Origin of the sequence: Hymenobacter sp. UYP22 (assembly GCF_040547285.1) — a bacterium.
Classification (GTDB): Bacteria; Bacteroidota; Bacteroidia; order Cytophagales; family Hymenobacteraceae; genus Hymenobacter.
Window position 1 is genome coordinate 47,600 of the sequence record NZ_JBEPPK010000002.1, and the last position, 25,201, is coordinate 72,800.

Consider the following 25,201-nt stretch of genomic DNA (forward strand, 5'->3'; position numbering starts at 1 on the left):
TTTGACTATGCTTCTTTGAATGCGGATAAGTCTCTTTCCATGATAGCAAGCCGGTGCAAGTATTCCTTGCGCAGCTTTTCTTCATGTTCAAGATTTACTCCGGCCTCATTTTGTGCTTGCTTGCTTTTTGCTATTTCTTGTTCGTGAATCATTTTCTGCCGTGCAATTGCAGTTTTTACAAGCTGCTTCAACTCTGCATTAATGCTTCCCGTGATTTTGCATTGGCCAAATCCTACACCGATGATTGTCCGGTCCATGCACCCAATGAAACTTGGGTCTTCCTCTTCAAGCTTCTGAAGTTCCTCAGCCCCTGTTAGGCTTGAAGCCCATTTACTTTGATAGGCAAACCCGTACTCATCAATGGTCCGAAATAGCCAGTTGACAATCTTATTTCTCCCTCTGGTTTCTTGGTACCACTCGGTTAATGACAGCAGAGCATCAGCGCCATCGTCATTACCGAAAGGAGAAAAATCGTCTACGCAGTCGAAGTAGAATTCTTCTTTTACCACAGCGGTGAAATCCGGGTGACTGGTTTGCATTGCCAATCCTTCCTCTTCATCGTCGAAATAAAATTTCTGCGGCTTCATCTGGTTACTTCTTGGTCTATCTAAGCAAGACTTGAAAAGTGGCTGCCGATACTTGCGCACCAGCAGCCACTTATTTCAAACCTTAGTCAAGCGTGATTTCTAGGGCCAGACCGCGCAACTCGTGGATGAGTACGTTGAATGACTCGGGGATATTCGGCTTGGGCAGCACGTCGCCTTTTACAATGGCTTCGTATGCTTTGGCGCGACCTACCACGTCGTCCGACTTCACCGTGAGAATTTCCTGCAGCACGTTGGAAGCACCGAAGGCCTCCAGTGCCCACACTTCCATCTCACCGAAGCGCTGACCACCGAACTGCGCCTTACCACCCAGCGGCTGCTGCGTGATGAGCGAGTACGGCCCGATCGAACGGGCGTGCATCTTGTCGTCAACCAAGTGACCGAGCTTGAGCATGTAAATCACGCCCACGGTTACTGGTTGGTCGAAGCGCTGACCCGTCAGACCATCGTGCAGGTAAGCACGGCCGAAGTGCGGCAGCCCGGCTTCCGTCAGCTCTTTCGATACTTCCTCTTCGGTAGCACCGTCGAAAATCGGGGTAGCGTAAGTGCGGCCCAGCTTCAGCCCAGCCCAGCCCAGTACGGTTTCGTAAATCTGACCGATGTTCATCCGGCTCGGTACGCCCAGCGGGTTGAGCACGATGTCCATTGGCGTACCGTCGGGCAGGAAGGGCATGTCCTCGTCGCGCACAATGCGGGCTACTACCCCTTTGTTACCGTGACGACCAGCCATCTTGTCACCTACCTTCAGCTTGCGCTTCTTGGCGATGTACACTTTGGCCAGTTGCACGATACCAGCGGGCAGTTCGTCACCAACCTCCAGCGTAAACCGGTCGCGCTTGAAGCGGGCCGTGATGGTGTTGCGCTTCTTGGTGTAGTTTTTCACCAGTTCCAGCACCATACCATTCACGCGGGCATCAGCGGTCCAGTTCTCCAGAATGAGGTCTTTGAACATGTTCACCTCTTCCGGCACGGCGTAGTTGCTCTCGTCCTTATAAGGGTTCTTTTCGGGGAAGAGGGCATCAGAGATGTTCTTCTTGCCGAATTTGGCCCCTTTGGTCAGGATTTCGTCACCAAACTTGTGCTTCACGCCTTGGGAGGTTTTGCCTTCCAGCAAATCCACCAGCTTTTCGATCATCACCGCTTTGATGCCGCGCAGCTCCCGAGCGTACGACTCCTTCAGCTCTTCTACTTCCTTCTTCGACTTAGCCCGCAGGTTTTTGTCTTTTTTCGGACGCGAGAACAGCTTGGTGCCGATAACCACCCCGTTCAGGGACGGTGGCGCTTTGAGGGAGGCATCCTTCACGTCGCCGGCTTTGTCGCCGAAGATGGCGCGGAGCAGCTTCTCTTCCGGGGTTGGGTCGGTTTCGCCTTTCGGCGTAATCTTACCGATGAGGATGTCGCCTTCGCGCACCTCAGCACCCAGACGGATGATGCCGTTGTCGTCGAGGTTACGCACGGCTTCTTCGCTCACGTTCGGAATTTCCGAGGTCAACTCTTCTTCGCCACGCTTGGTCTCGCGCACTTCCAGCTCAAACTCCTCAATGTGAATCGAGGTGAAGATGTCGTCGCGTACTACTTTCTCCGAAATGACAATAGCATCCTCGAAGTTGTAGCCCTGCCACGGCATGAAGGCCACCTGCATGTTGCGGCCTAGAGCCAGCTCGCCTTTGTTCGTGCCGTAGCCTTCGCAGAGGGGCTGTCCTTTGCTCACCCGCTCGCCCTTCTTCACGAGAGGCGTCAGGTTGATACAGGTGTCCTGGTTGGTACGACGGAACTTGATCAGGTCGTACGAAATCTTCTCAGCATCGAAGCTTACGAGGATGTCATCGGCCGTCAGGTCGTACTTCACCACAATCTTGTTGGCGTCTACGTAGTCAATCACACCCTCACCCTCGGCAACTACCAGCGTGCGGGAGTCAATGGCCACGCGGCCTTCCAGACCAGTACCTACGATGGGTGCCTCAGCACGCAACAGCGGAACCGCCTGGCGCTGCATGTTCGAACCCATCAGGGCCCGGTTGGCGTCATCGTGCTCCAGGAACGGAATCAGCGAAGCAGCTACCGACACAATCTGATTCGGAGCAACGTCCATGTAGCTGTATTCGTCAGGACCAACTACGGGGAAGTCACCTTCGAAACGGCCTTTTACCAGCTCGTTGATGAAGTTACCTTCCTCATCGATGCGGGCATTGGCCTGCGCGATGTGGTGGGTATCCTCTTCTTCGGCGGTCAGATATTTCACGTTTTCCGTGGTATCTACCTTGCCGTTTTCTACTGTGCGGTAAGGCGTTTCGATGAAGCCCATCGAGTTAACCCGGGCGTGCACGCACAACGACGAAATCAGACCGATATTCGGGCCTTCCGGCGTTTCGATGGTGCAGAGGCGGCCGTAGTGCGTATAGTGAACGTCACGTACTTCGAAACCAGCCCGCTCCCGCGACAGACCGCCCGGCCCCAGTGCCGATACACGACGCTTGTGCGTCACCTCGGCCAGTGGGTTGGTCTGGTCCATGAACTGCGACAATTGGTTGGTGCCGAAGAACGAGTTGATAACTGACGACAGCGTACGGGCGTTGATCAGGTCAACCGGCTTGAAGTCTTCGTTGTCACGCACGTTCATGCGCTCCTTGATGGTACGCGCCATCCGGGCCAGGCCCACGCCGAACTGGGCGTAGAGCTGCTCGCCCACGGTACGTACCCGGCGGTTGCTCAAGTGGTCAATGTCATCGACAATGGCCTTTGAGTTGATCAAGCCAATCAGGTATTTCACGATGAGAACAATGTCCTCGTTGGTCAGTACGCGGGCGTCCCAACCGGTGTCAATACCCAGCTTCTTATTGATACGGTAGCGGCCTACGTCCCCGAGGTCGTAGCGCTTATCCGAGAAGAACAGCTTCTGGATAATGTCGCGGGCAGTTTCTTCGTCGGGAGCCTCCGTGTTCCGGAGTTGACGATAGATCTGCTCCACGGCCTCTTTTTCCGAGTTGGAGTTATCCTTCTGCAGCGTGTTGTAAATAATTGCGTAGTCTGCAATGTTTACGTTCTCGCGGTGCAGAATCACCGACTTGGCCCCGGCGTTCAGGATCGTGTCGATATCCTCCTCCTCAATGGTGGAGTCGCGCTCCAGCAGTACCTCGTTCCGGTCGATGGAAACCACTTCCCCGGTGTCCTCGTCCACGAAGTCTTCCGTCCAGGTGCGCAGCACCCGGGCAGCCAGCTTGCGGCCAACGGCTTTTTTGAGATTCTTTTTATCGGCCTTCACTTCCTCCGACAGCCCGAATAGGTCGAGGATGTCTTTGTCGGTGCCGTAGCCGATGGCGCGCAGCAGCGTGGTAACCGGGAATTTCTTCTTCCGGTCGATGTAGGCGTACATCACGTTGTTCACGTCCGTGGCAAACTCAATCCACGAGCCTTTGAACGGGATGATACGGGCCGAATACAGCTTAGTGCCGTTCGTGTGCTTGCTCTGGGCAAAGAATACGCCCGGCGAGCGGTGCAGCTGCGACACGATAACCCGCTCCGCACCGTTGATAACGAACGAGCCTTTTTCGGTCATGTAGGGAATATTCCCCAAGAAAACCTCCTGCTCAATCGTCTCGAAATCCTCGTTGTCCGTATCATTGCAGACCAGGCGCAACTTGGCTTTCAGCGGTACCGAGTACGTGAGGCCCCGGTCAATGCATTCGTCAACCGAGTACTTGGGTGGGTCAACGTGGTAGTCGAGGAAGGTCAGCACGAAGTTCTCGCGCGAGTCCGAAATCGGAAAATTCTCGGCGAATACCTTGAAAAGACCCTCATCGGTCCGGCTCTCGGCAGCCGTTTCCAACTGGAAGAAATCCATGAACGAGCGAACCTGCACGTCCAGGAAATCCGGGTACTCAATAACCTTTTTAATCTTGGCGAAGTTGATCCGCTCGTCAGCCGCCTGCAGCTTTTGCAGACCTGTTGCTTTCGGTGTAGCCAATGTATGTGGGGTTAGGAAATGGATACTGAGAGAATCCAGAACAGGATAGCGGCAGGGCCCCTACCTTGAAAATTCCGGAAGTATTGAGCGCACGAAAGCGCAAAGCAAAACTTTGCGCCTCTGGCGTCCGTAGGCACGAAAAGCCGCAAAGCGGCGTGCAAACGAACTTCCGATTAGTTTGTTGCCTACAAACAGGAAAAGACCTGGCTTAGTTGCCAGGCCTCTCCTTATTTGCTGGTTTTACGAGCAGGCAGCAGAAACTACTTGATTTCTACTTCAGCGCCGGCTTCTTCCAGTTGCTTCTTCAGGCCTTCAGCCTCGTCTTTGGCAACACCTTCTTTCAGGGCTTTAGGAGCACCGTCAACCAGTTCTTTGGCTTCTTTCAGGCCCAGACCGGTCAGGTCTTTCACCAGTTTCACCACAGCCAGTTTGCCAGCACCAGCCGACTTCAGGATTACGTCGAACGAAGTCTTCTCCTCGGGAGCGTCAGCAGCGGCAGCGCCACCACCAGCCATCATTACGGGAGCAGCAGCAGCAGGCTCAATGCCATACTCGTCCTTCAGGATGGTAGCCAATTCGTTTACTTCTTTTACCGTCAGGCTAACGAGCTGCTCGGCGAATGCTTTCAAATCTGCCATTTCTGTAGATTGTTAAAAAGGGGGTTGTTGAAGGAAATTGAAAGTGAAAAAGATGAGCAGCGGTTAGCCTGCAACCTCTTCTTTCTCGGAAAGCGTTTTGAGGATACCAGCCAGTTTGCTGCCGCCGCTCGACAGAGCAGAGATAACATTCTTGGCGGGCGACTGGAGCAGACCGATAACATCACCGATAAGCTCATTCTTGCCTTTCAGCGTGCTCAGACCAGCCAGTTGGTTAGCACCGATGTAGATGCCAGCATCTACGTAGGCACCTTTCAGAGCAGGCTTAGGCTCTACGTTCTTGCCATAGTTCTGCGACTTATAGAAGTCTTGCAGCAGTTTGGCAGGAGCGTTACCCGACTCTTTCGAGAACAGGATGCCCGATTGGCCTTTCAGCGCCGCGTCCATCTCCGCTGTGTCGCCACCGAGGGTATCGAGGGCTTTGCGGATGAACGTGTTCTTGTACACTTTGAACTCCATGCCGCGGGTGAAGCACAGGCGGCGGAATTCGTTGATTTTCGCCACCGACATTCCCGAAGCATCGGCAATGTAGAACGCGTTGTGCGATTGAAACTTCTCGCTCAACTCGTCGACGAGGGCTTGTTTGTCTTCCCGGATCATATCGTCGTGTTGATTAAAATTAGGCGGAAGTTACCGTGGTGTCAACCGGAACGGCGGGCGACATCGTGCTCGAAAGCGTGATGCTCTTGATGTACGTGCCTTTGGCGGACGAAGGCTTCAGACGGATCAGGGTCTGGATAACCTCGATGGCGTTTTCAGCCAGCTTTTGGTCATCGAACGACACTTTACCAACCGAGCAGTGGATGATACCGGTTTTGTCAACTTTGAAGTCGATTTTACCAGCTTTCACCTCCTGTACAGCTTTGGCTACATCCGTGGTTACGGTGCCCGACTTGGGGTTCGGCATCAGGCCACGAGGACCCAGTACGCGACCCAAACGGCCAACCTTAGCCATTACCGACGGCATCGTGATGATTACGTCGATATCGGTCCAGCCTTTCTCGATTTTCGAGATGTAGTCATCCAGACCAACATAGTCAGCACCAGCTGCAGTAGCTTCGGCTTCTTTGTCGGCGGTAACCAGAGCCAGAACGCGAACCGTTTTGCCAGTACCGTGGGGCAGCGTGGCTACGCCACGTACCATCTGGTCAGCTTTACGGGGGTCCACACCCAGACGAACGTCAATGTCAACGGAAGCGTCAAACTTGGTATAGGTGATGTCCTTTACCACTTTGGCAGCTTCCACCAAGTTCCGAACTTCGGTCAGGTCGTGCTTGGCAAGGGCTTCCTTGCGCTTTTTGCTAATCTTTGCCATGTGTCTTCTCCGTTGTTAATTATTCAGCAAAGGGAGAAGTGCCCGACACGGTGATACCCATGCTACGAGCCGTACCAGCCACCTGCTTCATGGCCGACTCAACCTTAAAGGCGTTCAGGTCGGGCATTTTGGTCTCGGCGATGGTGCGCACTTGGTCCCATGATACCGACCCTACCTTGTTACGGTTAGGCTCTTTCGAACCACCTTGGAGCTTGGCTGCTTCGAGAAGCAGAACCGGTACCGGAGGAGTCTTCACCACAAAGTCAAACGACTTATCGGTGTACATGGTGATGAGTACAGGACAAACTTGGCCGGCCTTATCCTGGGTCCGCGCATTGAACTGCTTGCAGAACTCCATGATGTTAAGGCCTTTGCTACCAAGTGCAGGTCCAACCGGCGGCGCAGGGTTTGCGGCGCCTCCCTTTATCTGAAGCTTCAGATAACCTCTGATTTCTTTGGCCATTTGGTTTAAAAGGCTTCGGGTTTCTACGGTAACACGTAGTTGCCCTCAGATGAAAATTGCTCCAAAAGTGGAAGCACCACCGGTCCGGAGCGGATAACCGGTGACGTTGTATATCGGTTACGCTTCCTTTTCAACCTGTGTGTAGCTGAGTTCCATGGGAGTGCTACGGCCAAAAATTTTCACGATAACGTTCAGTTTCTTCCGTTCCTCGAATACTTCGGATACAGTGCCCGACATACCCGCGAAACCACCGTCCACAATCTTTACCAGCTCGCCCGCCACGAAAGGCGTTTCCAGCGTGGCAGCCTGCTCTTCCACCTCATCCACAATCCCAAGGATGCGGTTTACTTCGGAAATGTGCAGAGGAACTGGTTTTGTGTTCTGGTTGGCTGCCTTCCCTTCCTTGTCGCTCAGGAAACCAATTACGCCAGGTGTACTGGTAATAATATGGTCCACTTCGCCGTGGGTAAGATCAGCGTGAATGATGATATAGCCGGGATAGAGGTTCCGCTCACGCACGCGCTTTTTGCCGTTGCGCATCTCGAACACCTTCTCCACCGGAATCAGCACCTGGGGTACCAAATCAGAAAGGCCATGACGACCAATTTCCGTTTCCAGATAGGTTTTGGCTTTTTTCTCTTGCCCGCTAACCGAGCGGACTACGTACCATTTCAACTCACCCATTGTCGTATGTTCTACCGATTAGCGGACTGAGTTATAGAAAGCTTCCAGGCTTTCTTTGAAAACCACGTCTAGCACGCCTACCACAGCAGCAAACAGCAAAGAACCAATCAGCACTAAGCCAGCGCTTTTTTGCAGTTCCTCCAACGAAGGCCACGATACTTTGTAGCGCATCTCCTCAGAAGTCTCCCGGAAGTAGTTCGTGAACTTGCTCATGGTAAGTAGCACCGGTTTGGGGTGTAAAACTACGGCTGCCGAAGCAGCCGTAGTTTTTGTGTGTGGCACGGGCGGAGAGATTCGAACTCCCATCAAAGGTTTTGGAGACCTCTATTCTACCCTTGAACTACGCCCGTGTATGCGCCCCGCCCAGTCAAGGTGCTGGATTGGGACTGCAAATGTAGGAAACTGTTTACACAAAACAAATCCGCCCCCGAAATTTTCGAGGGCGGATCTGTATTATTTCAACGGTAGCTGGTTAAAACTACTCGGTGATTTCGGTTACCTGACCGGCACCTACCGTACGGCCACCCTCACGGATAGCGAAACGCAGGCCTTTCTCCATAGCTACCGAGTTGATCAACTCAACCGAGATAGTTACGTTGTCACCGGGCATTACCATTTCTACGCCTTCGCCCAGCGTGATGATGCCGGTAACGTCGGTGGTGCGGAAATAGAACTGGGGACGGTAGTTGTTGAAGAACGGAGTGTGGCGGCCACCTTCCTCTTTTGACAGCACGTACACCTCAGCTTTGAACTTGGTGTGGGGCTTAACCGAACCGGGCTTGCAGATAACCATACCACGACGGATGGCTTCTTTTTCAATACCACGGAGCAGCAGACCTACGTTGTCACCAGCTTCACCACGGTCCAGGATTTTGCGGAACATCTCAACGCCCGTTACGGTCGACTTGAGGTTCTCAGCACCCATACCGAGGATTTCAACTTGCTCACCCGAGTTGATGATACCACGCTCGATACGGCCGGTAGCAACCGTTCCACGACCTGTGATAGAGAATACGTCCTCTACGGGCATCAGGAAGGGCAGGTCGGTCAGACGAGCAGGAATTGGAATGTAGCTATCAACAGCAGCCATCAGCTCTTCGATCTTGGGAACCCAAGCAGCGTCGCCATTTAAGCCACCCAGAGCCGAACCCTGAATAACTGGAATGTTGTCACCATCGAAGTCATAGAACGACAGCAGCTCACGGATTTCCATTTCCACCAGCTCAAGGAGCTCGGGGTCATCCACCATGTCTACTTTGTTCATGAACACTACCAGTTGAGGCACACCTACCTGGCGAGCGAGCAGGATGTGCTCACGCGTCTGGGGCATGGGGCCGTCGGTAGCAGCTACCACGAGGATAGCGCCGTCCATTTGAGCAGCACCGGTAACCATGTTCTTCACGTAGTCAGCGTGACCGGGGCAGTCAACGTGAGCATAGTGACGGTTTTCGGTAGCGTATTCTACGTGCGAGGTGTTGATCGTAATACCACGCTCTTTTTCTTCGGGAGCATTGTCGATCGAAGAAAAGTCGCGCTTGGCAGCCAGACCCTTGTTAGCCAGAACCATGGTAATGGCGGCGGTGAGGGTGGTTTTGCCGTGGTCCACGTGACCGATCGTGCCGATGTTTACGTGCGGCTTGGACCGGTCAAAATTTTCTTTAGCCATTGTAAAGAGATTAAGAGGAATTTTGAGGTGATGAGGGGGAAACGCGACTAGACTATACAGTAAGAAAGCGAAACACAGCTCCGTTTAGTCGGGACTGCACGTCGCTTTACTTTGCTGACAGTTCCAAACGGTGCAGTCGCGCTGCCCCGTTGGTACTCGTAATTCTGAGCCATTTATGGGATTTGAACCCATGACCTCTTCCTTACCAAGGAAGTGCTCTACCACTGAGCTAAAACGGCTTATTGCAATGTGCTTGGCAAAGATACAACTGTCGAGAAACATTTGCCAGTGATGCTACTGCTTATACTTCTCGTCGTCATTCCTGACACCGAGCGGGAGACGAGGTTCGAACCCGCGACCTGCAGCTTGGAAGGCTGCCGCTCTACCAACTGAGCTACTCCCGCGTGCGAAGCTGCTGGACACCTATTTCTAGCTAAGAAAAATGGTTACCCAGAAACTCTTGTGGGGGCGAAAGGACTCGAACCTTTGAACCCGAAGGAGGTGAGTTACAGTCACCCGCAATTGCCGCTATGCGACGCCCCCAGCTATATTTCCTGCGCCGATTGCCAGGACTCCCCTTTCTATACTGCAGCGGCTAAAACCGTTACTGTGTCGATTGGAGTTGCAAAATTAGCGGCTTTCTGATGCAAGTCAAGACCTCGTCCCAAAAAGGTTTTGTTTTTTCTTGCGCTTGGGTAACCAGCAGGTATTGCAGCGGCAGGTAATTATCTGACTACCTAGCACAAGCAGCAACGAAAACAAATTTGACGGCCGGCAAAAAAAAATGCGCTTTTACTGAATCAGACTGTACATCGACTTCAGGCTGCTGTCTTTTTCCTTGTTCCGGATGTCCTGCAGGGTGGCTTTTAGGGTGGGCATGCTGGCAACTAACTCGTGTAGTCCTTTGTAGGCTCCTAGCCGGACATACATCTGCGGATGCGTACGGGCCAGCGTTTCCAGCCGCTGGATGCCCTTCTCCCGCTCAATGGGAGGAATTCGCTGCATTAAGACTCCAAAGTTCTCCAGCATGACGTACAGAACCTCGGCTGGAGCGTCCTTGCTACGCAGTAAGAACCATTGGTAGTCATCAAGCGTCCCATTGAGCCCGTAGTAATTGGAAAGTGCCGTAAGGAGCGCGGGGTTTGTAGTTGTTTGCAGGGCGGCTATCTGGGAGCGGGTAGTGGCAGTAGGTGCATGCGACAGGGCCTCAATAGCAGCCCCGGTTACTACGTAGGAGCTGTCTTTAAGCGCTGTACTGTATACCTCACTAAAATCTTCGTTGGGGAAACCACTCAGTACCCGAATGGCCGTTGCGCGTACAGCCCCGTTCTTTTCGTTTAAAGCCACTCGTTGCAAATCCTTCCGGACGGCGTTGCCCTCAGCTCCCCGGTAGCGGCGCAAGCCTTCGAGGGCAGCAACCCGGGTTGCCCAGAAGGAGTCATTGAGGGTATTGCGAAATGCTGCGCTGACCAGTAAGTCGGCAGATTTGCTACGCAGTCCCTGAATAGCTTGGTACTTCTGAAGGTAACCGCGGGCATGGCTCAGCTGGTACAGTAGCTCTTCCTGACTTTGCGTTTCGTCAATTTCTGCCAGCAGCACACCTTCATCATCAAATTTGACCAAGCTGGGGCGCTGATTGACAGGCAAACGGAACGTCTGGTCGGCTTTAGTTACCAGAAGGCGGTGTTCGGTGGCTTGGTTGCCGTTCCAGGTGGCTACGGTTACCGGCAAACGGTAAACAGGCTGATAAAGGGTATCCTGTACCTGCTGCACATGTACAACCACTTGGCTGTTTTCGTAGCTATGCGTCACGCGCAGCTCAGGGTGGCCACGCTGCAGAAACCACTGGTCGAAAAACCACATCAGATCCTCCCCCGTCGTTTCCTCGAAGGCAATGCGCAGCTTGGCAAGTTCCGTTGAGGACAGTTTGTTGTTGACCAGGTAACGGTTGAGCGAGGCAAAAAAGGCTTCGTCGCCAACGTACTTGCGCAGCATATGTAGCACCCGCCCGCCCTTATCATAGGAGTGCCGGTCGAACATATCTTCCTGGCTGTTGTAGCGGTAACGGATGAGAGGCTCCCGCTTCATCTGGGCCTCCTCCAAATAATTACGCAGCTTACTTTGCTGGACGTGCGCCGCTGCATCGGCTCCGTATTTATGCTCGGCCCACAACAGCTCGGAATAATCGGCGAAGGATTCGTTGAGGGGTAGGTTGCTCCAGGATTCCGTGGTCACGTAATCCCCAAACCATTGGTGAAACAGCTCGTGGACAATTACGGACTCGGAGCCTGCGTACGTTACATCCGGCAACTCACGCGGAGTGAACTGCACCAGTTGCTGCTGAAACGTGGAAGCCGACGTGTTTTCCATAGCGCCCGACACGAAATCGTGTACGGCTATTTGGGCGTACTTCTCCCAGGGAAAATCAACCCCCAGCTTTTTAGAGAAGAACTCCATCATCTCGGGCGTATTGCCGAACACCCGCTTGGCTGTATGCTGATAGGCAGGGTCCACGTAATACTCTACTGGTTTGCCCCGCCAAGAATCGGCTACCACGGCAAAATCTCCCACGGCCATCATGGCCAGGTAAGGGGCATGGGGCTGGCTGAGTTTCCACGTGTCGGTGCGGGTGCCATCGGGGTTGCGGCGCGCCGATACCAATATGCCGTTGGATAGGGTTTTCTGGCCGCTTTCCACCGTCATGGTAATTTCCTGCGTCATGCGCTGGTTGGGCCGGTCGATAGTCGGAAACCAGCAGGAGCTTCCCTCCGTTTCGCCCTGCGTCCAGACCTGCCGGGGCTTGGTCTTATCGGTACCCAAGGGGTTGATGAAGTACAGGCCTTTATCATCGGTAATGGCCTCACTGCCGCCCTTGGGTAGCTCGTTGGGCTTGGCTACGTACTGAATGCGTACCTGATACTGCTCGGTGCGTTGGTATAGCCGGTCGAGGCTAATAGTGAGTTTGCGCTTGTCATAGTTGAACTTCAGGTCCCGGCCCTTGCGGGAACCGTTCATGAGCTCCACGCTTTTGACATCAAATCCCTTCGCATCCAGCACCAGCTGGCTTTGCGGGTAGAAATGGGGGCGCAGGGTGAGTATAGCCGTTCCGAGCAACCATTGCTTTGCCCAGTCGAAGCGGACATCCAGCTTAGTATCGGCCAGGTCGTGCAGGATGGTGGCAGAGGGCTGGAGGGAATTGGTGGAAGGCAGCCAGTTGGGCACAACTACACTGGCAGCAGCCGGCGCAGGCTGCGTAACGGGTTCCGCTACTTTTTTGCGGTTGGCATGGGGTATAGCAGAAGCTGGACGACTTGGTTTAACTGCCTGAGCAGAAGCCGACAACTCACACATCAGCGCCAGAATAAGGGCACCGAGGACCGGATATTTCATGCGGGAAGGCACTAGGACATTGGAGGGTCAAGTTCCGAATTTATTTCAGAATAGGCCTATCTTTAAGCCCCTTTTCCGCCCCACCCCTGCCCCTATTCTATGCTCCAGGTACGTACCGAAGCCGCCCCCCAACAAACCTGGGAGGTCAATTATCAGCCCAACGGCGCCATCACCCTCAATGGGGAGCCTTTTCACTGGGACATTGCTCCTCTGGGTAACGGGCGTTACCACCTGTTATATGGGGGCCGCTCTTACACGGCTGAGTTGGTAACCGCTGACTACGCCGCCAAAACCATTAGTCTGAAGCTGAACGGCCAGAAGCTGGAGCTACAGGCCAAAGACCGGTTTGATCTGCTGCTGGATAAACTGGGCATGAGCAACGCGGCCAGTCAGAAGGTAAATGACCTGAAAGCACCCATGCCAGGCCTGATTGTGGATATTCGGGTGGAGCCAGGACAAATGGTGCAGAAAGGTGACCCTTTGCTGGTGCTAGAGGCCATGAAAATGGAAAACATCCTGAAAGCGCCCGGTGATGGTACCGTGGCCGCTATAAAAGTTGCCCTGCGCGACAACGTAACCAAGGGCCAAGTACTGATTCTGTTCAGCTAGGCACCACTTTCTTTACCCGGGGCCGTAATCGGATACCGTGCGGCCTCTCCCGCCCGTATTTGCTTACGGCCTCGCCACGTACACTCGCGTTTTACGCCCTAACTCTCTCTCACTTTGAAGTACAACCGAATTCTGCTCAAACTAAGCGGTGAGGCCCTAATGGGCCAGCAGCAATATGGTATTGATGCCACGCGGCTCATGCAGTACGCTGAAGAAATTAAGGCCGCTGCCGCTACGGGTACACAGGTAGCCGTGGTTATCGGAGGTGGTAATATTTTCCGGGGCGTGCAGGCGGAAGCCTTCGGGCTTGATCGGGTACAGGGCGACTATATGGGTATGCTGGCCACGGTTATCAACTCCATGGCCCTGCAAAGCGCCCTGGAAAAGCTGGGCGTGAACACCCGCTTACTCTCCGGTGTTACCATTCAGCGGGTGTGTGAGCCGTATATCCGTCGCCGGGCCATGCGCCACCTGGAGAAGGGCCGCGTGGTCATCTTCGGGGCCGGCATTGGTTCGCCCTACTTTACTACCGACTCAGCGGCCTCGCTACGGGCCATTGAAATTGAAGCGGACGTAGTGCTGAAAGGTACCCGGGTCGATGGTATTTACACGGCCGATCCTGAGAAAGACCCGTCGGCCACACGCTTCCCCGAAATTACTTTTGATGAGGTAATGGAGAAGAACCTGAACGTGATGGACATGACAGCCTTTACGCTGTGCAAGGAAAATAACCTGCCTATCATTGTGTTCGACATGAACAAAGGCGGTAACCTGCAACGCTTATTAGACGGGGAAAGCGTGGGCACACTAGTAAGTATGCACGCCAGCAAAGCGGCCGGGCTTGACTCCAAGCATAGCAGCCTGCAACCATCCGCACGCAACGGCTCAGCAGAACAGGCTTAGCCCCGTAGCGGCGCCTCGTAAACTCCTTGTTTCCGCCGCTTTCTCGCAAATTCAACACCTACACTCAACATTCAACTTTCTTAAAAGTGGACGAAGAAATTAAGTTTTATCTGGACGAGGCCGAGGAGTCGATGGGCAAGGCCCTGCAACATACGCAGGTAGAATTTGCCCGCATCCGCGCCGGTAAAGCCACTCCTGCCATGCTCGACTCCTTGCGGGTAGATTACTATGGCACGCCAACTCCCGTGGCTCAGGTAGCCAACGTAGCGGCCCCCGATGCTCGCACGCTGTTCATCAAACCCTGGGAGAAAAACATGATCAGCGAAATTGCCAAGGCCATTAAGAACAGCGACCTAGGCCTGAATCCGCAGTCAGATGCCGAGGGTATTCGCCTGAACCTGCCGCCCATGACGGAGGAGCGCCGCCGTGACCTGGTGAAGCAGGCCAAGTCGGAGTCGGAAAGTGGCAAAGTGCGCATCCGCGGCATCCGCAAGGACGTGAACGAGTCGTTGCGCAAGTTGCAGAAGGATGGAGCTGCTGAGGATGCCGTAAAGGACGCCGAGGCTAAAGTGCAGAAATTTACCGACAGCTACATCAGTAAGGTGGACGAACTGCTCAGCAAAAAGGAGTCAGAAATCATGACCATCTGATCATTCAGACAGACGGTAGACACCAAAAAGGGAGGTACGGCTTTTGTTCTGGCGCTACGCCGTTGAACAAAAGCCGTACCTCCCTTTTTGGTGTCTACCGTCTGCTTCTTTATAGCCAGTAGCCAGCAGCTGCAATTTGTTGCTCTACAGCTTCAGGCACCAGATAACGGATGGACTTGCCGGCCCGGATGCACTCCCGCACAAACGTGGCCGAAATATCCAGCAAAGGTGCTTTTACTATCTGAACAGCCGGATGCATGCTTGGATCGGTGATGCCTACGCCGGGGCGCGGGTACACGTAAATCTGATTCTCCGCGAGGATACGTGCTGCCTGTTCCCAACGCGGCAGGCCGGGCAGGTTATCTTCGCCCATCAGCAATACGAACTGGACATTCGGGTAGCGGCGGCGCAGCTCATCCAGCGTACTGATGGTGTAGCTGGGCTTGGGCATAGCAAACTCCACATCCAGCGCCTGTAGCCGCTCATTGCCAGCAATAGCCCGCTGCACTAAGTCAAAGCGTTGAGCTTCGCCCAGCAATTCCTGGCCCACTTTAAACGGGCTCTGGGGAGAAACTACCAGCCACACTGCCTCCAGATCGGTGTGCGTGGCCATGTAATTCGCCAGGATAAGATGCCCGGTATGAATGGGGTTGAAAGAACCGAAAAGCAGTCCTACTTTCCGGCCCACGGGGGCAACGGCAGCAGGACTGCTCACAGAATGGCTGGTTCGGCGGTGATGAAAGCACGGACGAGTTTTTCCGCCTCATCAATAGCGCGCTCCAAATCGTCGTTGACAATTACAACGTCAAAGCGGTCTTCAAACGTCAGCTCAAAGTTGGCTTTGTAGATACGGGCCGAAATACTGGATTCAGAGTCGGTAGCGCGGTGGCGCAGCCGTTGCTCAAGCACCTGCAGCGACGGTGGTTTCACGAAGATGGCCAAGGCCCGCTCCTTGTAGAAGTCCTTGATACTGAGGCCGCCTTTTACGTCCACATCCAGGATGGCATGCTGGCCATTTTCCCAAATGCGCTCCACCTCGGACTTAAGAGTGCCATAGAAGGCTCCTTCGTACACTTCTTCCCATTCCACAAAGTCATCGTGCCGGATTTTCTCCTGAAACTCCTGTACGGAGATAAAGTAGTAATCCTTTCCGTTGGCTTCGGTGCGGCCGCGTTTATCACGCGTACACGCTGAAATTGAGAAGCTTAGCTCCGGCATACGCTGTAGCAACCGGTGCACGATGGTGGTTTTGCCAGCCCCCGAGGGAGCAGAAAAGGCGATGATTTTACCCTGCATCGGGCAAAATTAGGCCATTTCTCCCTGAAGTTTCGCAAGAATTGAGTTTGATAGCGAGGTTGGGGCCTTTTTACGGCCTACCTTTTCACTGAGGAAATCAATGAAGATATTCTGCTTATCAATGCTGTCAAAGCAAGGAGAGCAGTCTTCGGCATGGTTAACGAAATAATCCGTGTCCTCCGCCGTAGGCTCCTGGCCTACAATAATCTGGTCGAGTATGGTGTTCACACGTTCACAGTCGGGGCCGCTCGTAACAGGGGCACCGCTCTGGTTGGTTTGTTTTGTAGACGTAGTTTCCATAACGCAGGTGTTGGCTGAGGGGAGTTTATTCGGATTCTTCCGAGGTAGTGAATTCATCTTCGCCATCTTCATTGGAGCCGTAGCCCATTGATTTAGCGTACTTTTCAAGTTTTTCTTTGAGGAAATTGCGTGCCCGGTGCAAGCGGGAGCGCACCGTACCGATGGGGATGTCCAGCACTTTTGCCATCTCCTCATAGGTGAACCCTTCCAGGTCGCAGAGGATAATGACCGTGCGAAAATCCACGGGCAGCGAGTTCAAGGCGCGGGCCACCTCATCACCGATCAGGTCGCGCACGGCTTGCTGCCGCATGTCGGAGGAGGAGGGGCCGGCGTCGTTATCCGCCTCTACATCTTCCGAGTTGTAGTAACCTTCGATTTCGCTGTAATCAACCTTGGCAGGCTGCTTACTTTTTTTGCGGAAATCGTTGATGAACGAATTTTTCAGGATGCGAAACAGCCACGCTTTGGCGTTTGTTCCTGGTTCGAAGTACTCAAAGAAGCGATATGCTTTCAGATAAGTTTCCTGTACCAAGTCATTTGCGTCATCTTCGTCCAGGGTCAGGCGAAAGGCAAAGTTGTACAGGGAGTCGAGCACGGGCATCAACTCGGCCTGAAAACGCCGGTCTTTTTCCTCTTTGCTCAGTTTAGGAATCCGCTCGGGAGAGTCGCTCATGAACGCTGAAAATTGCGGCTGAATATTAGAAAAATACCGCTGTTAGACAAATCTACGGGAGTATACCGGCTTTCAGGCAGAATGTTTTTTGGCAATGCAGCGCATTGTTCAGTCTGGACATCCGGAAACCCGTGTAAGAAACAGGCTAATTAAGGCCAGTTCAACATTCCGATAACGAACTACCGCTTGGAGGGTAATTTGCCGCAACGGAAACTGATACACCTACGGGCTACGCCGGTATACGGGTTGCGCCGATGGAAGCAGCAACCTGGCTAGCAGCAGAGAATCTGTGCTCGGATTACGGATGACTGCCTGTGTTACTGCCCGTTATTCGTTGTTGCCCAGTACTGATATAAATATTACTGAGGCTATATAAGGCCAGCCGCGTATCATTCGGCCGGCCGTAAAGTAGTCCAACCACATACCCGACTGGCCACTTGCATGGGCTCCAGTGCTTTGATGCACGAGCAAGCAGCCGGCTGCGCGCGACACTCCTGACAATGAGGCTTGTCATAGACCACGTAGCTAGCGTGCGGACCGAGCGGAGCCCAGCGGCCCGGATGCATGGGCCGAATGGGCGGGTAGAGGCCGAGGGCATGGCGGCCAAGCGCCGCGGCCAAATGCAGCGGGCCGGTACTGCCCGCCACTAACCCATCGGCAGCCGCAATAAAGGCCAAGAACTCGGGCAGCCCCAACTGGCCAGTAAGATCGGCGGTAAGGTAGGGTTGGTGTTCGTGCAGCCAGGGGCGCAGCTCTTCCCCCTCGGCAGCGGTGCCGGTGATGAATACGCGGTGCCCAGCCTGGTGCAGCAACCTGGCCAGAGTGCCAAAGTGCCCCAGCCCCCACTCCCGGGCACTGCCGCGGCTGCGCGGGTGCAGAATGACGTTGAGCTGCTGGGGTTGACGGGCAGCCAGAAGCTGGCACAACTCAGGCCGGAGTGGAACGGTGGGGGTAAGCTGGACTAGCGGGGCTACGGCCGCCAGCGGCATCGTGCCGGTTTGGCCCAGCCCGTGCAGCATGTGCAGGTTAAGTTGGGCTTCGTGAAGGGGTGAGTGGCGGCGGCTGAGGGTAACCAGCTTGGTGCAAGTAAGCCAGTGAAACCACCGGTTGCGGGTGCCAACGCGGCAGCGGATACCAGCCCGGCGCGCCAGCCAGGCCAATTGCTTGTTGGGAAAAACGTGCAGTATGGTATCGGCGCCGGTAGCCTGTAAGGCGGCTACTTGGGCCGCCTCGGGCAGGTGCAGGAGCTCGTCGAGGTTCAGAAAGTCATCCAGCCAGGGGCAGGCAGCGGCTACGGCCTGGGTGTAGGTGCGACCCAGCAGCAGCACGCGGCACTCCGGAAATAACTGCTTGAGGCGGCCGGCAACCGGCAGCGTCAGCACCACGTCGCCGATGGCATCGGTGCGGCTGATGAGGAAGGTGCGACTCATGCGGCGGTGCGGGTTTTGAGCTTGGCAAATTTCAGGAACACGCCCCAAGCCGAAATTACGGCTATGCTCAGGCCAGCAAATCCATCGAGGAAGCCCAACCGCAGGAAATAGCCATGCACAAATTTCCACCAGGGTTTCAGCAGCAACTGGAATATGGACACGTCACGCCTGCCCCGGAGCCACAATTCATCGGCAGCAATGCTGGTAAAGCGGTTGAGCTGCTGCACATGCTGCTCCACAGAGTTGTAGGAGTAGTGCAGCACGTCGCCAGCCAGTGGTAATGGCGTTGGCTGATTAGCGGCCAACTCGTACCGTTCGTGCAGCAGCAGGCCTTCCCAGCGGCCCAACCGACGGTCGTACAGCCGCAGCTTACGGTCGGGGTACCAGCCGCCGTGGCGCACCCAGCTACCGCAGTAGTTGGTAAGCCGGGCCAAGGTGTAGCCAGCGCCCTGCCAGTTGGCTTTAGCGGCCTGAATACTATAGCGCAACTCCTCGGTCAGCACTTCATCGGCATCCAGCTGCAGTACGTGGTGGTGCTGAGCTTGGGCAGTAGCATAGTTTTTCTGCTCCACGTACCCTTCAAATGCGTGCTGAATTACCCGTGCGCCCAGCTGTCGACAGATGACTACGGTCTGGTCGGTGGAGAAGCTGTCAACTACCACCAACTCGTCGGCCACTGGACGGGCCGCCTCAAGGCAGCGGGCAATATTGGCTTCTTCATTGAAGGTGATGATAACGACGGACAGCGGAACCTGAGGCATAATACGGGCAAATATCGGGGTTTTGCGTGGGCCCATTCTTCCTTGTATGTTTGGGTATCTGCCCTCAGATTAATTACCGACGTAATCAATCGTATTCAATGCGTGGCTTTATTTTTTTGTGGCTGCTATTATGTACCGTATCTGCATCGGCGCAGGCTCCAGTTCGCTACTGGGTACACGGCCAGCGAGCAGTGTTACCGGTAAGCATCAACACCATTGAGCTGCTACATGTGGAGTTTGATTCAACCTTATTTAATAAGCAGGTGGAAGTTGGTCAGGTTATAGGGCATACTACCGGTCAGCCGCTAATCCGTTCGGTACGCTACGGGTTGCAATTGCTAAAATCGGAGGAGTTGTACGCTGATGGCAGCTATTCTGAAGCCGCAACAGTGTTGGAAGAAGCCTTTGCCAAAGAGCCTACTAATCCGTTTATTCTGAATCAGCTGGCTCGTTCGCTCTATCGTACCGATAAAACCAAGCCCCGAGCCTATACTCTTTATCAACAGCTGGTGCAGCAACTCGCCAGCGTAGTGCCCGCCCATGATTCTATCCTGACCGCAGATGCACAGTTTTCGGAGGCGTACTGGAAACTCGGCACGCTCTACATGGATAATCAACAATGGCCAGAAGCACTTCTGAGTATCTCGCAATTTCTGGTGGCGACGCCGGAGGAAACGTATGCTGGTACACCGTTGCATGAACAGGTGCTCAATTACCAGACAGAATGCCTCTATGAACTTAAGGAAGTTACGCTGTGCCGCCAGTTTGGCAAGCAGGCCATGCAGCTATTCCCAAGCAACCGGTATGTACAGCCTTATCTAGCCAAGTTAAGTCCCTCACCACGAGTTCCGGCTAAGCCAGCCAACAAGCCCCGCCGTCTATAGCCCGAAGTTAAGCCTATGGCCCCCAATAGAGAGGCTACGTATACAGGCCCTCCACTTTGCTTCTATACATGACTGCATCTTCCGAAAAAATTGTGCTGGTTACGGGCTCTACCTCTGGCATTGGCAAAGTAACCGCGCTGGAGTTGGCCCGCCAGGGTTTCCACGTGGTGGTGCTGGCCCGCAACGCCGATAAAGCGGCCCAAACGCGCCAGGAAATTCAGCAAGTAGCCTGGCCCGGCCGCCGCGTAGACGTGTTGCTCTGTGATTTATCGGACCTGAGCCAGGTGCGGCGGGCGGCAGAGGAGTTCAACCAACGCTACGCCCAGCTAGATGTACTGGTGAACAATGCCGGACTGGTGTTTGGGGCGGAGCGCGAAACCTCCGCCAACGGCCACGAAATGACGTTTGCCACCAACCACCTCGGCCCTTTTCTGCTCACCAGCCTGCTATTCGACAAGCTGGAGCAGAGCCCGGCCGCCCGCATTGTGAACGTGGCTTCCATGGCTTACCAGTTTGCCAAGCCCGATTTCAACGACTTGGATGCTACCTGTAACTACTCCCCTATGCGGGCTTACGCCAACTCCAAGCTGTTCAACATCATGTTCACGCAGGAACTGGCGCGGCGACTGCGCCAGCGGGGCAGCCACAACGTTACCACCAACAGCCTGCACCCCGGCGTGGTAGCTAGTAATTTCGGCAGCAACTCTACGTGGTTTACCCGGGCCTTTTATAAGGTAGCTGCACCGTTCATGACCTCCTCCGAGGGTGGCGCCAAAACCAGCATTTATCTGGCTTCCGACCCCGCAGTAGCGCAAACCAGTGGTGGTTACTTTGTGAAGCAGCAACCGGAAGCTGTAAAGTCAGCCTTCAACTCCCCCGAAAACGCCCGGAAGCTCTGGCAGGAATCTGAGCGGTTAGCAGGACAGCCCTTCCTCTCGGAAGCCTAATGCCAATGCTTCGCTAATAAGTGGCATTGATTAGATGCTTTGTTTCTGCGGGCGTAGGTTTACGGGTAAACAATTCGGTGGGTAGATGCGTTACGCAGGCAATTCATGTACCTACCTCTTTTTTGAATTTATATGGAACTTGGCATCAGTTCTTTCGGGGAAGTAGCCCCGGCCCACGTAGCGGGCGGCGACACAGCAGCGGCCCAACGCACTCAAGAGCTGGTAGCACTGGGGCACCGGGCCGATGAGGCCGGGCTGGATGTGGTAGCCATTGGTGAGCATCATCGGGCCGACTACGTGGTATCGTCGCCGGAGATGGTGCTGGCGGCCGTGGCAGCGGTTACCAACCGCGTGCGGCTCAGCAGCGCCGTTACGGTACTGAGCTCCACCGACCCAGTGCGCACCTTTCAGAACTTTGCTACCCTGGACTTACTTTCCAATGGCCGGGCCGAAATTATTGCGGGCCGGGGTTCCTTTATTGAGTCGTTTCCGCTGTTTGGCCAGGATTTGGGCGACTACGATGCCCTGTTCACTGAGAAGCTGGGCTTGTTGTTGCAGCTCAATGAGCAGGAAGTAATTACCTGGCAGGGCAAGCTCCGGCCCAGCATTGCGGGCAAGGGCGTGTATCCGCGGCCCCTGCAACCTAAGCTGCCCATCTGGATTGGAGTGGGTGGCACCCCTGCTTCGGCAGCCCGGGCGGGCTCCCTGGGCCTCGGCCTGACTATTGCCATTTTAGGAGGCGCGCCGGCGCAATACGTGTCATTTGCTGACCTGCACCGCCGGGCCGCCAAGCAGGCGGGCCATACTGGGGCGCTGCCCCTGTGCCTGAACTGCCATTTCCATCTGGCTGATAACTCTCAACAGGCCGCCGATGAGTTTTTCCCGGCCTATTCCCTGGTGATGAACCGCATTGGCCGGGAGCGGGGCTGGCCGCCCATGTCGCGGCAGCAATTTGATTACCTGCGTGGGCCGCAGGGGCCGCTGTTCGTTGGCACACCCCAGGAGGTCACTGAGAAGCTGGTCTACTTGCATGGTCTTTTCCAGAACACCCGTTTCATTGGCCAGCTGATGCTGGAAGGTATGCCCCACGAGGCGGTACTGCACTCCACTACGCTATTCGGGCAGGTGGTGGCCCCGGCTGTGCGCGCCCGTCTGGGTGTAGCTGTGTAGTACGTGCAGGCCCGGGAAATTTGTGTTACTTACTGCCGCCTGCCAACACCGGCAGCGCGTACGGTCTGCCGCACCATGCATTATTCCGATTCGGAAACCCGCCAATGGGCCACGTTCCTGCACCTTTCTCTCCTGGCCGGAGTACTCGTACCGGGGGCTGGTTTTGTCCTGCCTATTATTCTGTGGCAGGTAAAGAAAAACGAATTGCCCAGTATCGATGCGCACGGCAAAATGGTAACCAATTGGCTAATCAGCGCGGTTATTTACGGAGCCGTATTCGGCCTACTCAGCTTCTTGCTTATTGGCCTGCCCCTGCTGGGTATTTTGGGCATAGTATCCATCGTGTTTCCTATCATCGGGGCTGTTAAGGCTAATGAAGGCACCCTCTGGTCTTACCCACTTACCATCCGTTTCCTCTCGTAGCGGCCTTTTTTACTGGCTCAGTATAGCAGAAAACCCCGCCCGGCGCAGTGCCAGGCGGGGTTTTCTATGGAGGCTATGGCCGCTTAGTAGCGGTACAGGTCTGATTTGAACGGACCTTCCACGGGCACTTTGATATAATCGGCTTGCTTGGGCGTCAGCTCGTCCAGCTCCACGCCAATTTTGGCGAGGTGGAGGCGGGCCACTTTCTCATCGAGGTGCTTGGGCAAGGTGTATACCTGGTTTTCGTACTTGTCGGCGTTCTTCCACAGTTCCAGTTGAGCCAGCGTCTGGTTGGTGAACGAGTTCGACATAACGAAGGAAGGGTGGCCGGTAGCGCAGCCCAGGTTTACCAAGCGGCCTTCCGCCAGGATAATTACCTCTTTGCCTTCGATGGTGTAAATATCTACCTGGGGCTTCACCGTGTCCTTGGTGTGGCCGTAGTTTTTATTCAGCCACGCCATATCAATCTCATCATCGAAGTGGCCGATGTTGCAGACAATGGCTTTGTCCTTCAGGGCGCGGAAATGCTCCTCCCGAATGATGTCGCAGTTACCAGTAGTAGTGATGACAATGTCAGCGCGCGGAATGGCGTTTTCCATCTTCTTCACCTCGAAGCCATCCATAGCAGCCTGCAGAGCGCAAATAGGGTCAATTTCGGTTACGATAACGCGGGCACCAGCACCGTTCAGCGAAGCCGCCGTGCCTTTTCCTACGTCGCCGTAGCCAGCCACAACTGCTACTTTACCGGCCATCATTACATCGGTAGCCCGACGAATGGCATCCACGGCCGACTCTTTGCAGCCGTACTTGTTGTCGAACTTCGACTTGGTTACCGAGTCGTTGATGTTGAAGGCGGGCATGGGCAAGGTACCGGCTTTCACCCGCTCCAACAGGCGTAACACACCCGTGGTGGTTTCTTCCGAAATGCCTTTAATGCCGGCGGCTAGCTCAGGGTACTGGTCCAGCACCATGTTGGTCAGGTCGCCGCCGTCATCCAAAATCATGTTCAGGGGCTGACGCTCTTCGCCGAAGAACAGCGTCTGCTCAATGCACCAGTTGAACTCCTCCTCGTTCAGGCCTTTCCAGGCGTACACCGGAATACCAGCGGCGGCAATGGCTGCAGCGGCGTGGTCCTGGGTCGAGAAGATGTTGCACGACGACCACGTAACATCGGCGCCCAGCTCAATGAGGGTTTCGATGAGCACGGCCGTTTGAATGGTCATGTGCAGACAGCCCGCAATGCGCGCGCCCTTCAGTGGCTTGCTGTCACCATACTCCGCCCGCAGCGACATGAGGCCGGGCATTTCGGCTTCGGCGAGGCGGATTTCCTTGCGGCCCCACTCAGCGAGGCTCATGTCTTTTACTTTGTACGGAACGTAGGCCGTGGTCTTAGTCTCCATCAGGTAGATACAGTGGTGAAGTAGTCGGATTCTAACCGCAAAGATACTCGATTTGTTAGCCTTTTTATTCCGGGTCAGTTGGTCGATGCGGGACATCAAAAAAGGCTGCCCGGAAATATCCGGGCAGCCCTTGTACTATCATTGAGCGAGTGGTGCTAGTTGTTTTGCAGAATAACTGCTTTGGGTTGTTGCTCGGCCGCTACTCCGGCGCCGGCAATGCCCCGCACCAGAATTGTATAGATTTTGCCAGCCTCATAGTTTTTAGTACCCGTTCCCGAACCTGACCCATCACCAACGGTTAACACAACCGGGCGCGGGGTGCCGGCGCTCGTAATGGTGAGGGTTGGTGAGCCAGCATTAATGGCGAAAAAGGCGGAAGCCGTTCCAAAGGCTACGTCTGGAGTAACATCAGTGCCAGGCGTGCCTGGAACAGCCGACGGCACCGTTAGCCGAACCGGAGAGGGCGCGCCTACCGCCAAATGCACCAATCGGATTTTAGCTTGATTAGCGGCCGGAGCGGTCAGGTCGTCGGTAACAGACAGCAACTCGGCGCTGCCGATAGAGGCCGTGGGCGAGTACACGAATACTGAGTAGCTCTGGTCTTTGGCCACGGCCAGCGTGCGGCTGACTACCGTAGTGCCGGTACCATTAACGAGGCGCAGCTGCGGGGAGCCCACGTTGACGCCGAGGTAGCCGCTATTTTGCGTGTACGTGAGTGAGCTGCCCTGCTGATTATCGAATACCGGCGTTATGGCGGCTGTAGCGGCCGCAGCGGCATGTACTACTACTACCTTGCCTTGGTCGGGCGCGGGCGTGTTGTTATCATTATCATCGTTGCCACAGGCTGAGAAAGCCAGAGCAGCCGGCAGGGCGGCCAATAAAACGGCCGGACGGAAAAGCGAAGTCAGGGTTTTCATAAGCAGGAAGTAGGTGAACTGAGTGCCTCAACGAAGCCCTAACCGCTTTTGTTGGATGAGCCCTAAAACTTTTGCTCGATGAATTGCACTTTTTT

The 25,201-nt window shown here is 54.8% G+C and carries 25 protein-coding genes and 4 tRNA genes; 7 read left to right on the forward strand and 22 right to left on the reverse strand.

Annotation, left to right across the window (positions count from 1 at the left end):
- Positions 1-5: 5 nt before the first annotated feature.
- The 14 genes from ABIB60_RS03630 to ABIB60_RS03695 all read right to left on the reverse strand — a co-directional run bounded on the left by ABIB60_RS03630 (position 6) and on the right by ABIB60_RS03695 (position 12,743).
- The gene (locus tag ABIB60_RS03630; RefSeq protein ID WP_354577808.1) at positions 6-587 is read right to left on the reverse strand and encodes a hypothetical protein; all 582 of its coding nucleotides are present in this window, start codon (positions 585-587) and stop codon (positions 6-8) included.
- 82 nt (positions 588-669) lie between these two features.
- A complete protein-coding gene (gene rpoB, locus ABIB60_RS03635; RefSeq protein WP_354578479.1) occupies positions 670-4,545 on the reverse strand; it encodes a DNA-directed RNA polymerase subunit beta in 3,876 nt (1,291 codons plus the stop codon).
- A 284-nt stretch (positions 4,546-4,829) separates the two neighbouring features.
- The gene (gene rplL / locus ABIB60_RS03640; protein ID WP_354577809.1) at positions 4,830-5,207 is read right to left on the reverse strand and encodes a 50S ribosomal protein L7/L12; all 378 of its coding nucleotides are present in this window, start codon (positions 5,205-5,207) and stop codon (positions 4,830-4,832) included.
- Positions 5,208-5,270: 63 nt separating this feature from the next.
- The gene (gene rplJ, locus ABIB60_RS03645; RefSeq protein ID WP_354577811.1) at positions 5,271-5,825 is read right to left on the reverse strand and encodes a 50S ribosomal protein L10; all 555 of its coding nucleotides are present in this window, start codon (positions 5,823-5,825) and stop codon (positions 5,271-5,273) included.
- A 19-nt stretch (positions 5,826-5,844) separates the two neighbouring features.
- Entirely contained in the window at positions 5,845-6,540 is a 696-nt protein-coding gene (gene rplA / locus ABIB60_RS03650; RefSeq protein ID WP_125427633.1) for a 50S ribosomal protein L1, read from the reverse strand.
- Between the two features lie 19 nt (positions 6,541-6,559).
- Entirely contained in the window at positions 6,560-7,003 is a 444-nt protein-coding gene (rplK, locus tag ABIB60_RS03655; protein WP_315996890.1) for a 50S ribosomal protein L11, read from the reverse strand.
- A gap of 117 nt (positions 7,004-7,120) precedes the next feature.
- Complete coding sequence (gene nusG / locus ABIB60_RS03660) at positions 7,121-7,687, reverse strand: transcription termination/antitermination protein NusG (RefSeq protein WP_315996891.1); 567 nt, start codon at positions 7,685-7,687, stop codon at positions 7,121-7,123.
- Positions 7,688-7,705: 18 nt separating this feature from the next.
- Positions 7,706-7,900, reverse strand: a complete 195-nt coding sequence (gene secE, locus ABIB60_RS03665) for a preprotein translocase subunit SecE (protein ID WP_354577812.1) — start codon at positions 7,898-7,900, stop codon at positions 7,706-7,708.
- Between the two features lie 63 nt (positions 7,901-7,963).
- Positions 7,964-8,037: transfer RNA gene (locus tag ABIB60_RS03670), tRNA-Trp, on the reverse strand.
- Between the two features lie 128 nt (positions 8,038-8,165).
- Positions 8,166-9,353 carry an elongation factor Tu gene (gene tuf, locus ABIB60_RS03675; protein WP_125435376.1) on the reverse strand — a complete coding sequence of 396 codons (1,188 nt, stop codon included), beginning with the start codon at positions 9,351-9,353 and terminating at the stop codon, positions 8,166-8,168.
- A 167-nt stretch (positions 9,354-9,520) separates the two neighbouring features.
- Positions 9,521-9,592, reverse strand: a tRNA-Thr gene (locus ABIB60_RS03680).
- Positions 9,593-9,684: 92 nt separating this feature from the next.
- A tRNA-Gly gene (locus ABIB60_RS03685) sits at positions 9,685-9,757 on the reverse strand.
- Between the two features lie 59 nt (positions 9,758-9,816).
- Positions 9,817-9,896, reverse strand: a tRNA-Tyr gene (locus ABIB60_RS03690).
- A 249-nt stretch (positions 9,897-10,145) separates the two neighbouring features.
- Entirely contained in the window at positions 10,146-12,743 is a 2,598-nt protein-coding gene (locus ABIB60_RS03695; RefSeq protein ID WP_354577814.1) for a M1 family aminopeptidase, read from the reverse strand.
- Positions 12,744-12,842: 99 nt separating this feature from the next.
- Between ABIB60_RS03695 and ABIB60_RS03700 the strand changes: the two genes are divergently transcribed.
- The 3 genes from ABIB60_RS03700 (at position 12,843) to frr (ending at position 14,905) form a co-directional block, all read left to right on the forward strand.
- On the forward strand, positions 12,843-13,352 hold the full coding sequence (locus ABIB60_RS03700; RefSeq protein ID WP_354577815.1) for an acyl-CoA carboxylase biotin carboxyl carrier protein subunit: 510 nt from the start codon (positions 12,843-12,845) through the stop codon (positions 13,350-13,352).
- 114 nt (positions 13,353-13,466) lie between these two features.
- Positions 13,467-14,255, forward strand: coding sequence for a UMP kinase (gene pyrH, locus ABIB60_RS03705; RefSeq protein ID WP_354577817.1), 789 nt, complete (start codon positions 13,467-13,469; stop codon positions 14,253-14,255).
- A gap of 86 nt (positions 14,256-14,341) precedes the next feature.
- Positions 14,342-14,905, forward strand: coding sequence for a ribosome recycling factor (frr, locus tag ABIB60_RS03710; RefSeq protein WP_354577818.1), 564 nt, complete (start codon positions 14,342-14,344; stop codon positions 14,903-14,905).
- Between the two features lie 109 nt (positions 14,906-15,014).
- Here frr and nadD read toward each other — a convergent pair whose 3' ends face one another.
- From nadD to ABIB60_RS03740, 6 genes are all read right to left on the reverse strand, one after another.
- Entirely contained in the window at positions 15,015-15,620 is a 606-nt protein-coding gene (nadD, locus tag ABIB60_RS03715) for a nicotinate (nicotinamide) nucleotide adenylyltransferase (RefSeq protein WP_354577819.1), read from the reverse strand.
- Positions 15,617-16,201, reverse strand: coding sequence for a guanylate kinase (gmk, locus tag ABIB60_RS03720; RefSeq protein ID WP_354577820.1), 585 nt, complete (start codon positions 16,199-16,201; stop codon positions 15,617-15,619). The genes nadD and gmk overlap by 4 nt, the downstream gene beginning before the upstream one ends.
- Positions 16,202-16,210: 9 nt before the next feature.
- Positions 16,211-16,501 carry a hypothetical protein gene (locus tag ABIB60_RS03725; protein ID WP_354577822.1) on the reverse strand — a complete coding sequence of 97 codons (291 nt, stop codon included), beginning with the start codon at positions 16,499-16,501 and terminating at the stop codon, positions 16,211-16,213.
- A gap of 25 nt (positions 16,502-16,526) precedes the next feature.
- Complete coding sequence (locus ABIB60_RS03730) at positions 16,527-17,174, reverse strand: sigma-70 family RNA polymerase sigma factor (RefSeq protein WP_354577823.1); 648 nt, start codon at positions 17,172-17,174, stop codon at positions 16,527-16,529.
- A 389-nt stretch (positions 17,175-17,563) separates the two neighbouring features.
- The gene (locus ABIB60_RS03735) at positions 17,564-18,604 is read right to left on the reverse strand and encodes a glycosyltransferase family 9 protein (protein ID WP_354577824.1); all 1,041 of its coding nucleotides are present in this window, start codon (positions 18,602-18,604) and stop codon (positions 17,564-17,566) included.
- Entirely contained in the window at positions 18,601-19,365 is a 765-nt protein-coding gene (locus tag ABIB60_RS03740) for a glycosyltransferase family 2 protein (protein ID WP_354577826.1), read from the reverse strand. Before ABIB60_RS03740 ends, ABIB60_RS03735 begins: the two co-directional genes overlap by 4 nt.
- Positions 19,366-19,463: 98 nt before the next feature.
- Between ABIB60_RS03740 and ABIB60_RS03745 the strand changes: the two genes are divergently transcribed.
- From ABIB60_RS03745 to ABIB60_RS03760, 4 genes are all read left to right on the forward strand, one after another.
- On the forward strand, positions 19,464-20,249 hold the full coding sequence (locus tag ABIB60_RS03745) for a tetratricopeptide repeat protein (RefSeq protein WP_354577827.1): 786 nt from the start codon (positions 19,464-19,466) through the stop codon (positions 20,247-20,249).
- Between the two features lie 68 nt (positions 20,250-20,317).
- The gene (locus ABIB60_RS03750) at positions 20,318-21,196 is read left to right on the forward strand and encodes an SDR family oxidoreductase (protein ID WP_354577828.1); all 879 of its coding nucleotides are present in this window, start codon (positions 20,318-20,320) and stop codon (positions 21,194-21,196) included.
- A 132-nt stretch (positions 21,197-21,328) separates the two neighbouring features.
- On the forward strand, positions 21,329-22,366 hold the full coding sequence (locus ABIB60_RS03755) for an LLM class flavin-dependent oxidoreductase (RefSeq protein WP_354577829.1): 1,038 nt from the start codon (positions 21,329-21,331) through the stop codon (positions 22,364-22,366).
- A gap of 75 nt (positions 22,367-22,441) precedes the next feature.
- On the forward strand, positions 22,442-22,789 hold the full coding sequence (locus tag ABIB60_RS03760) for a DUF4870 domain-containing protein (RefSeq protein ID WP_354577831.1): 348 nt from the start codon (positions 22,442-22,444) through the stop codon (positions 22,787-22,789).
- A gap of 83 nt (positions 22,790-22,872) precedes the next feature.
- On the opposite strand, the gene ahcY is transcribed toward ABIB60_RS03760, so the two are convergent.
- Positions 22,873-24,189 carry an adenosylhomocysteinase gene (gene ahcY, locus ABIB60_RS03765; protein WP_354577832.1) on the reverse strand — a complete coding sequence of 439 codons (1,317 nt, stop codon included), beginning with the start codon at positions 24,187-24,189 and terminating at the stop codon, positions 22,873-22,875.
- A 155-nt stretch (positions 24,190-24,344) separates the two neighbouring features.
- Positions 24,345-25,106, reverse strand: coding sequence for a DUF4397 domain-containing protein (locus ABIB60_RS03770; RefSeq protein ID WP_354577834.1), 762 nt, complete (start codon positions 25,104-25,106; stop codon positions 24,345-24,347).
- Positions 25,107-25,201 lie beyond the last annotated feature (95 nt).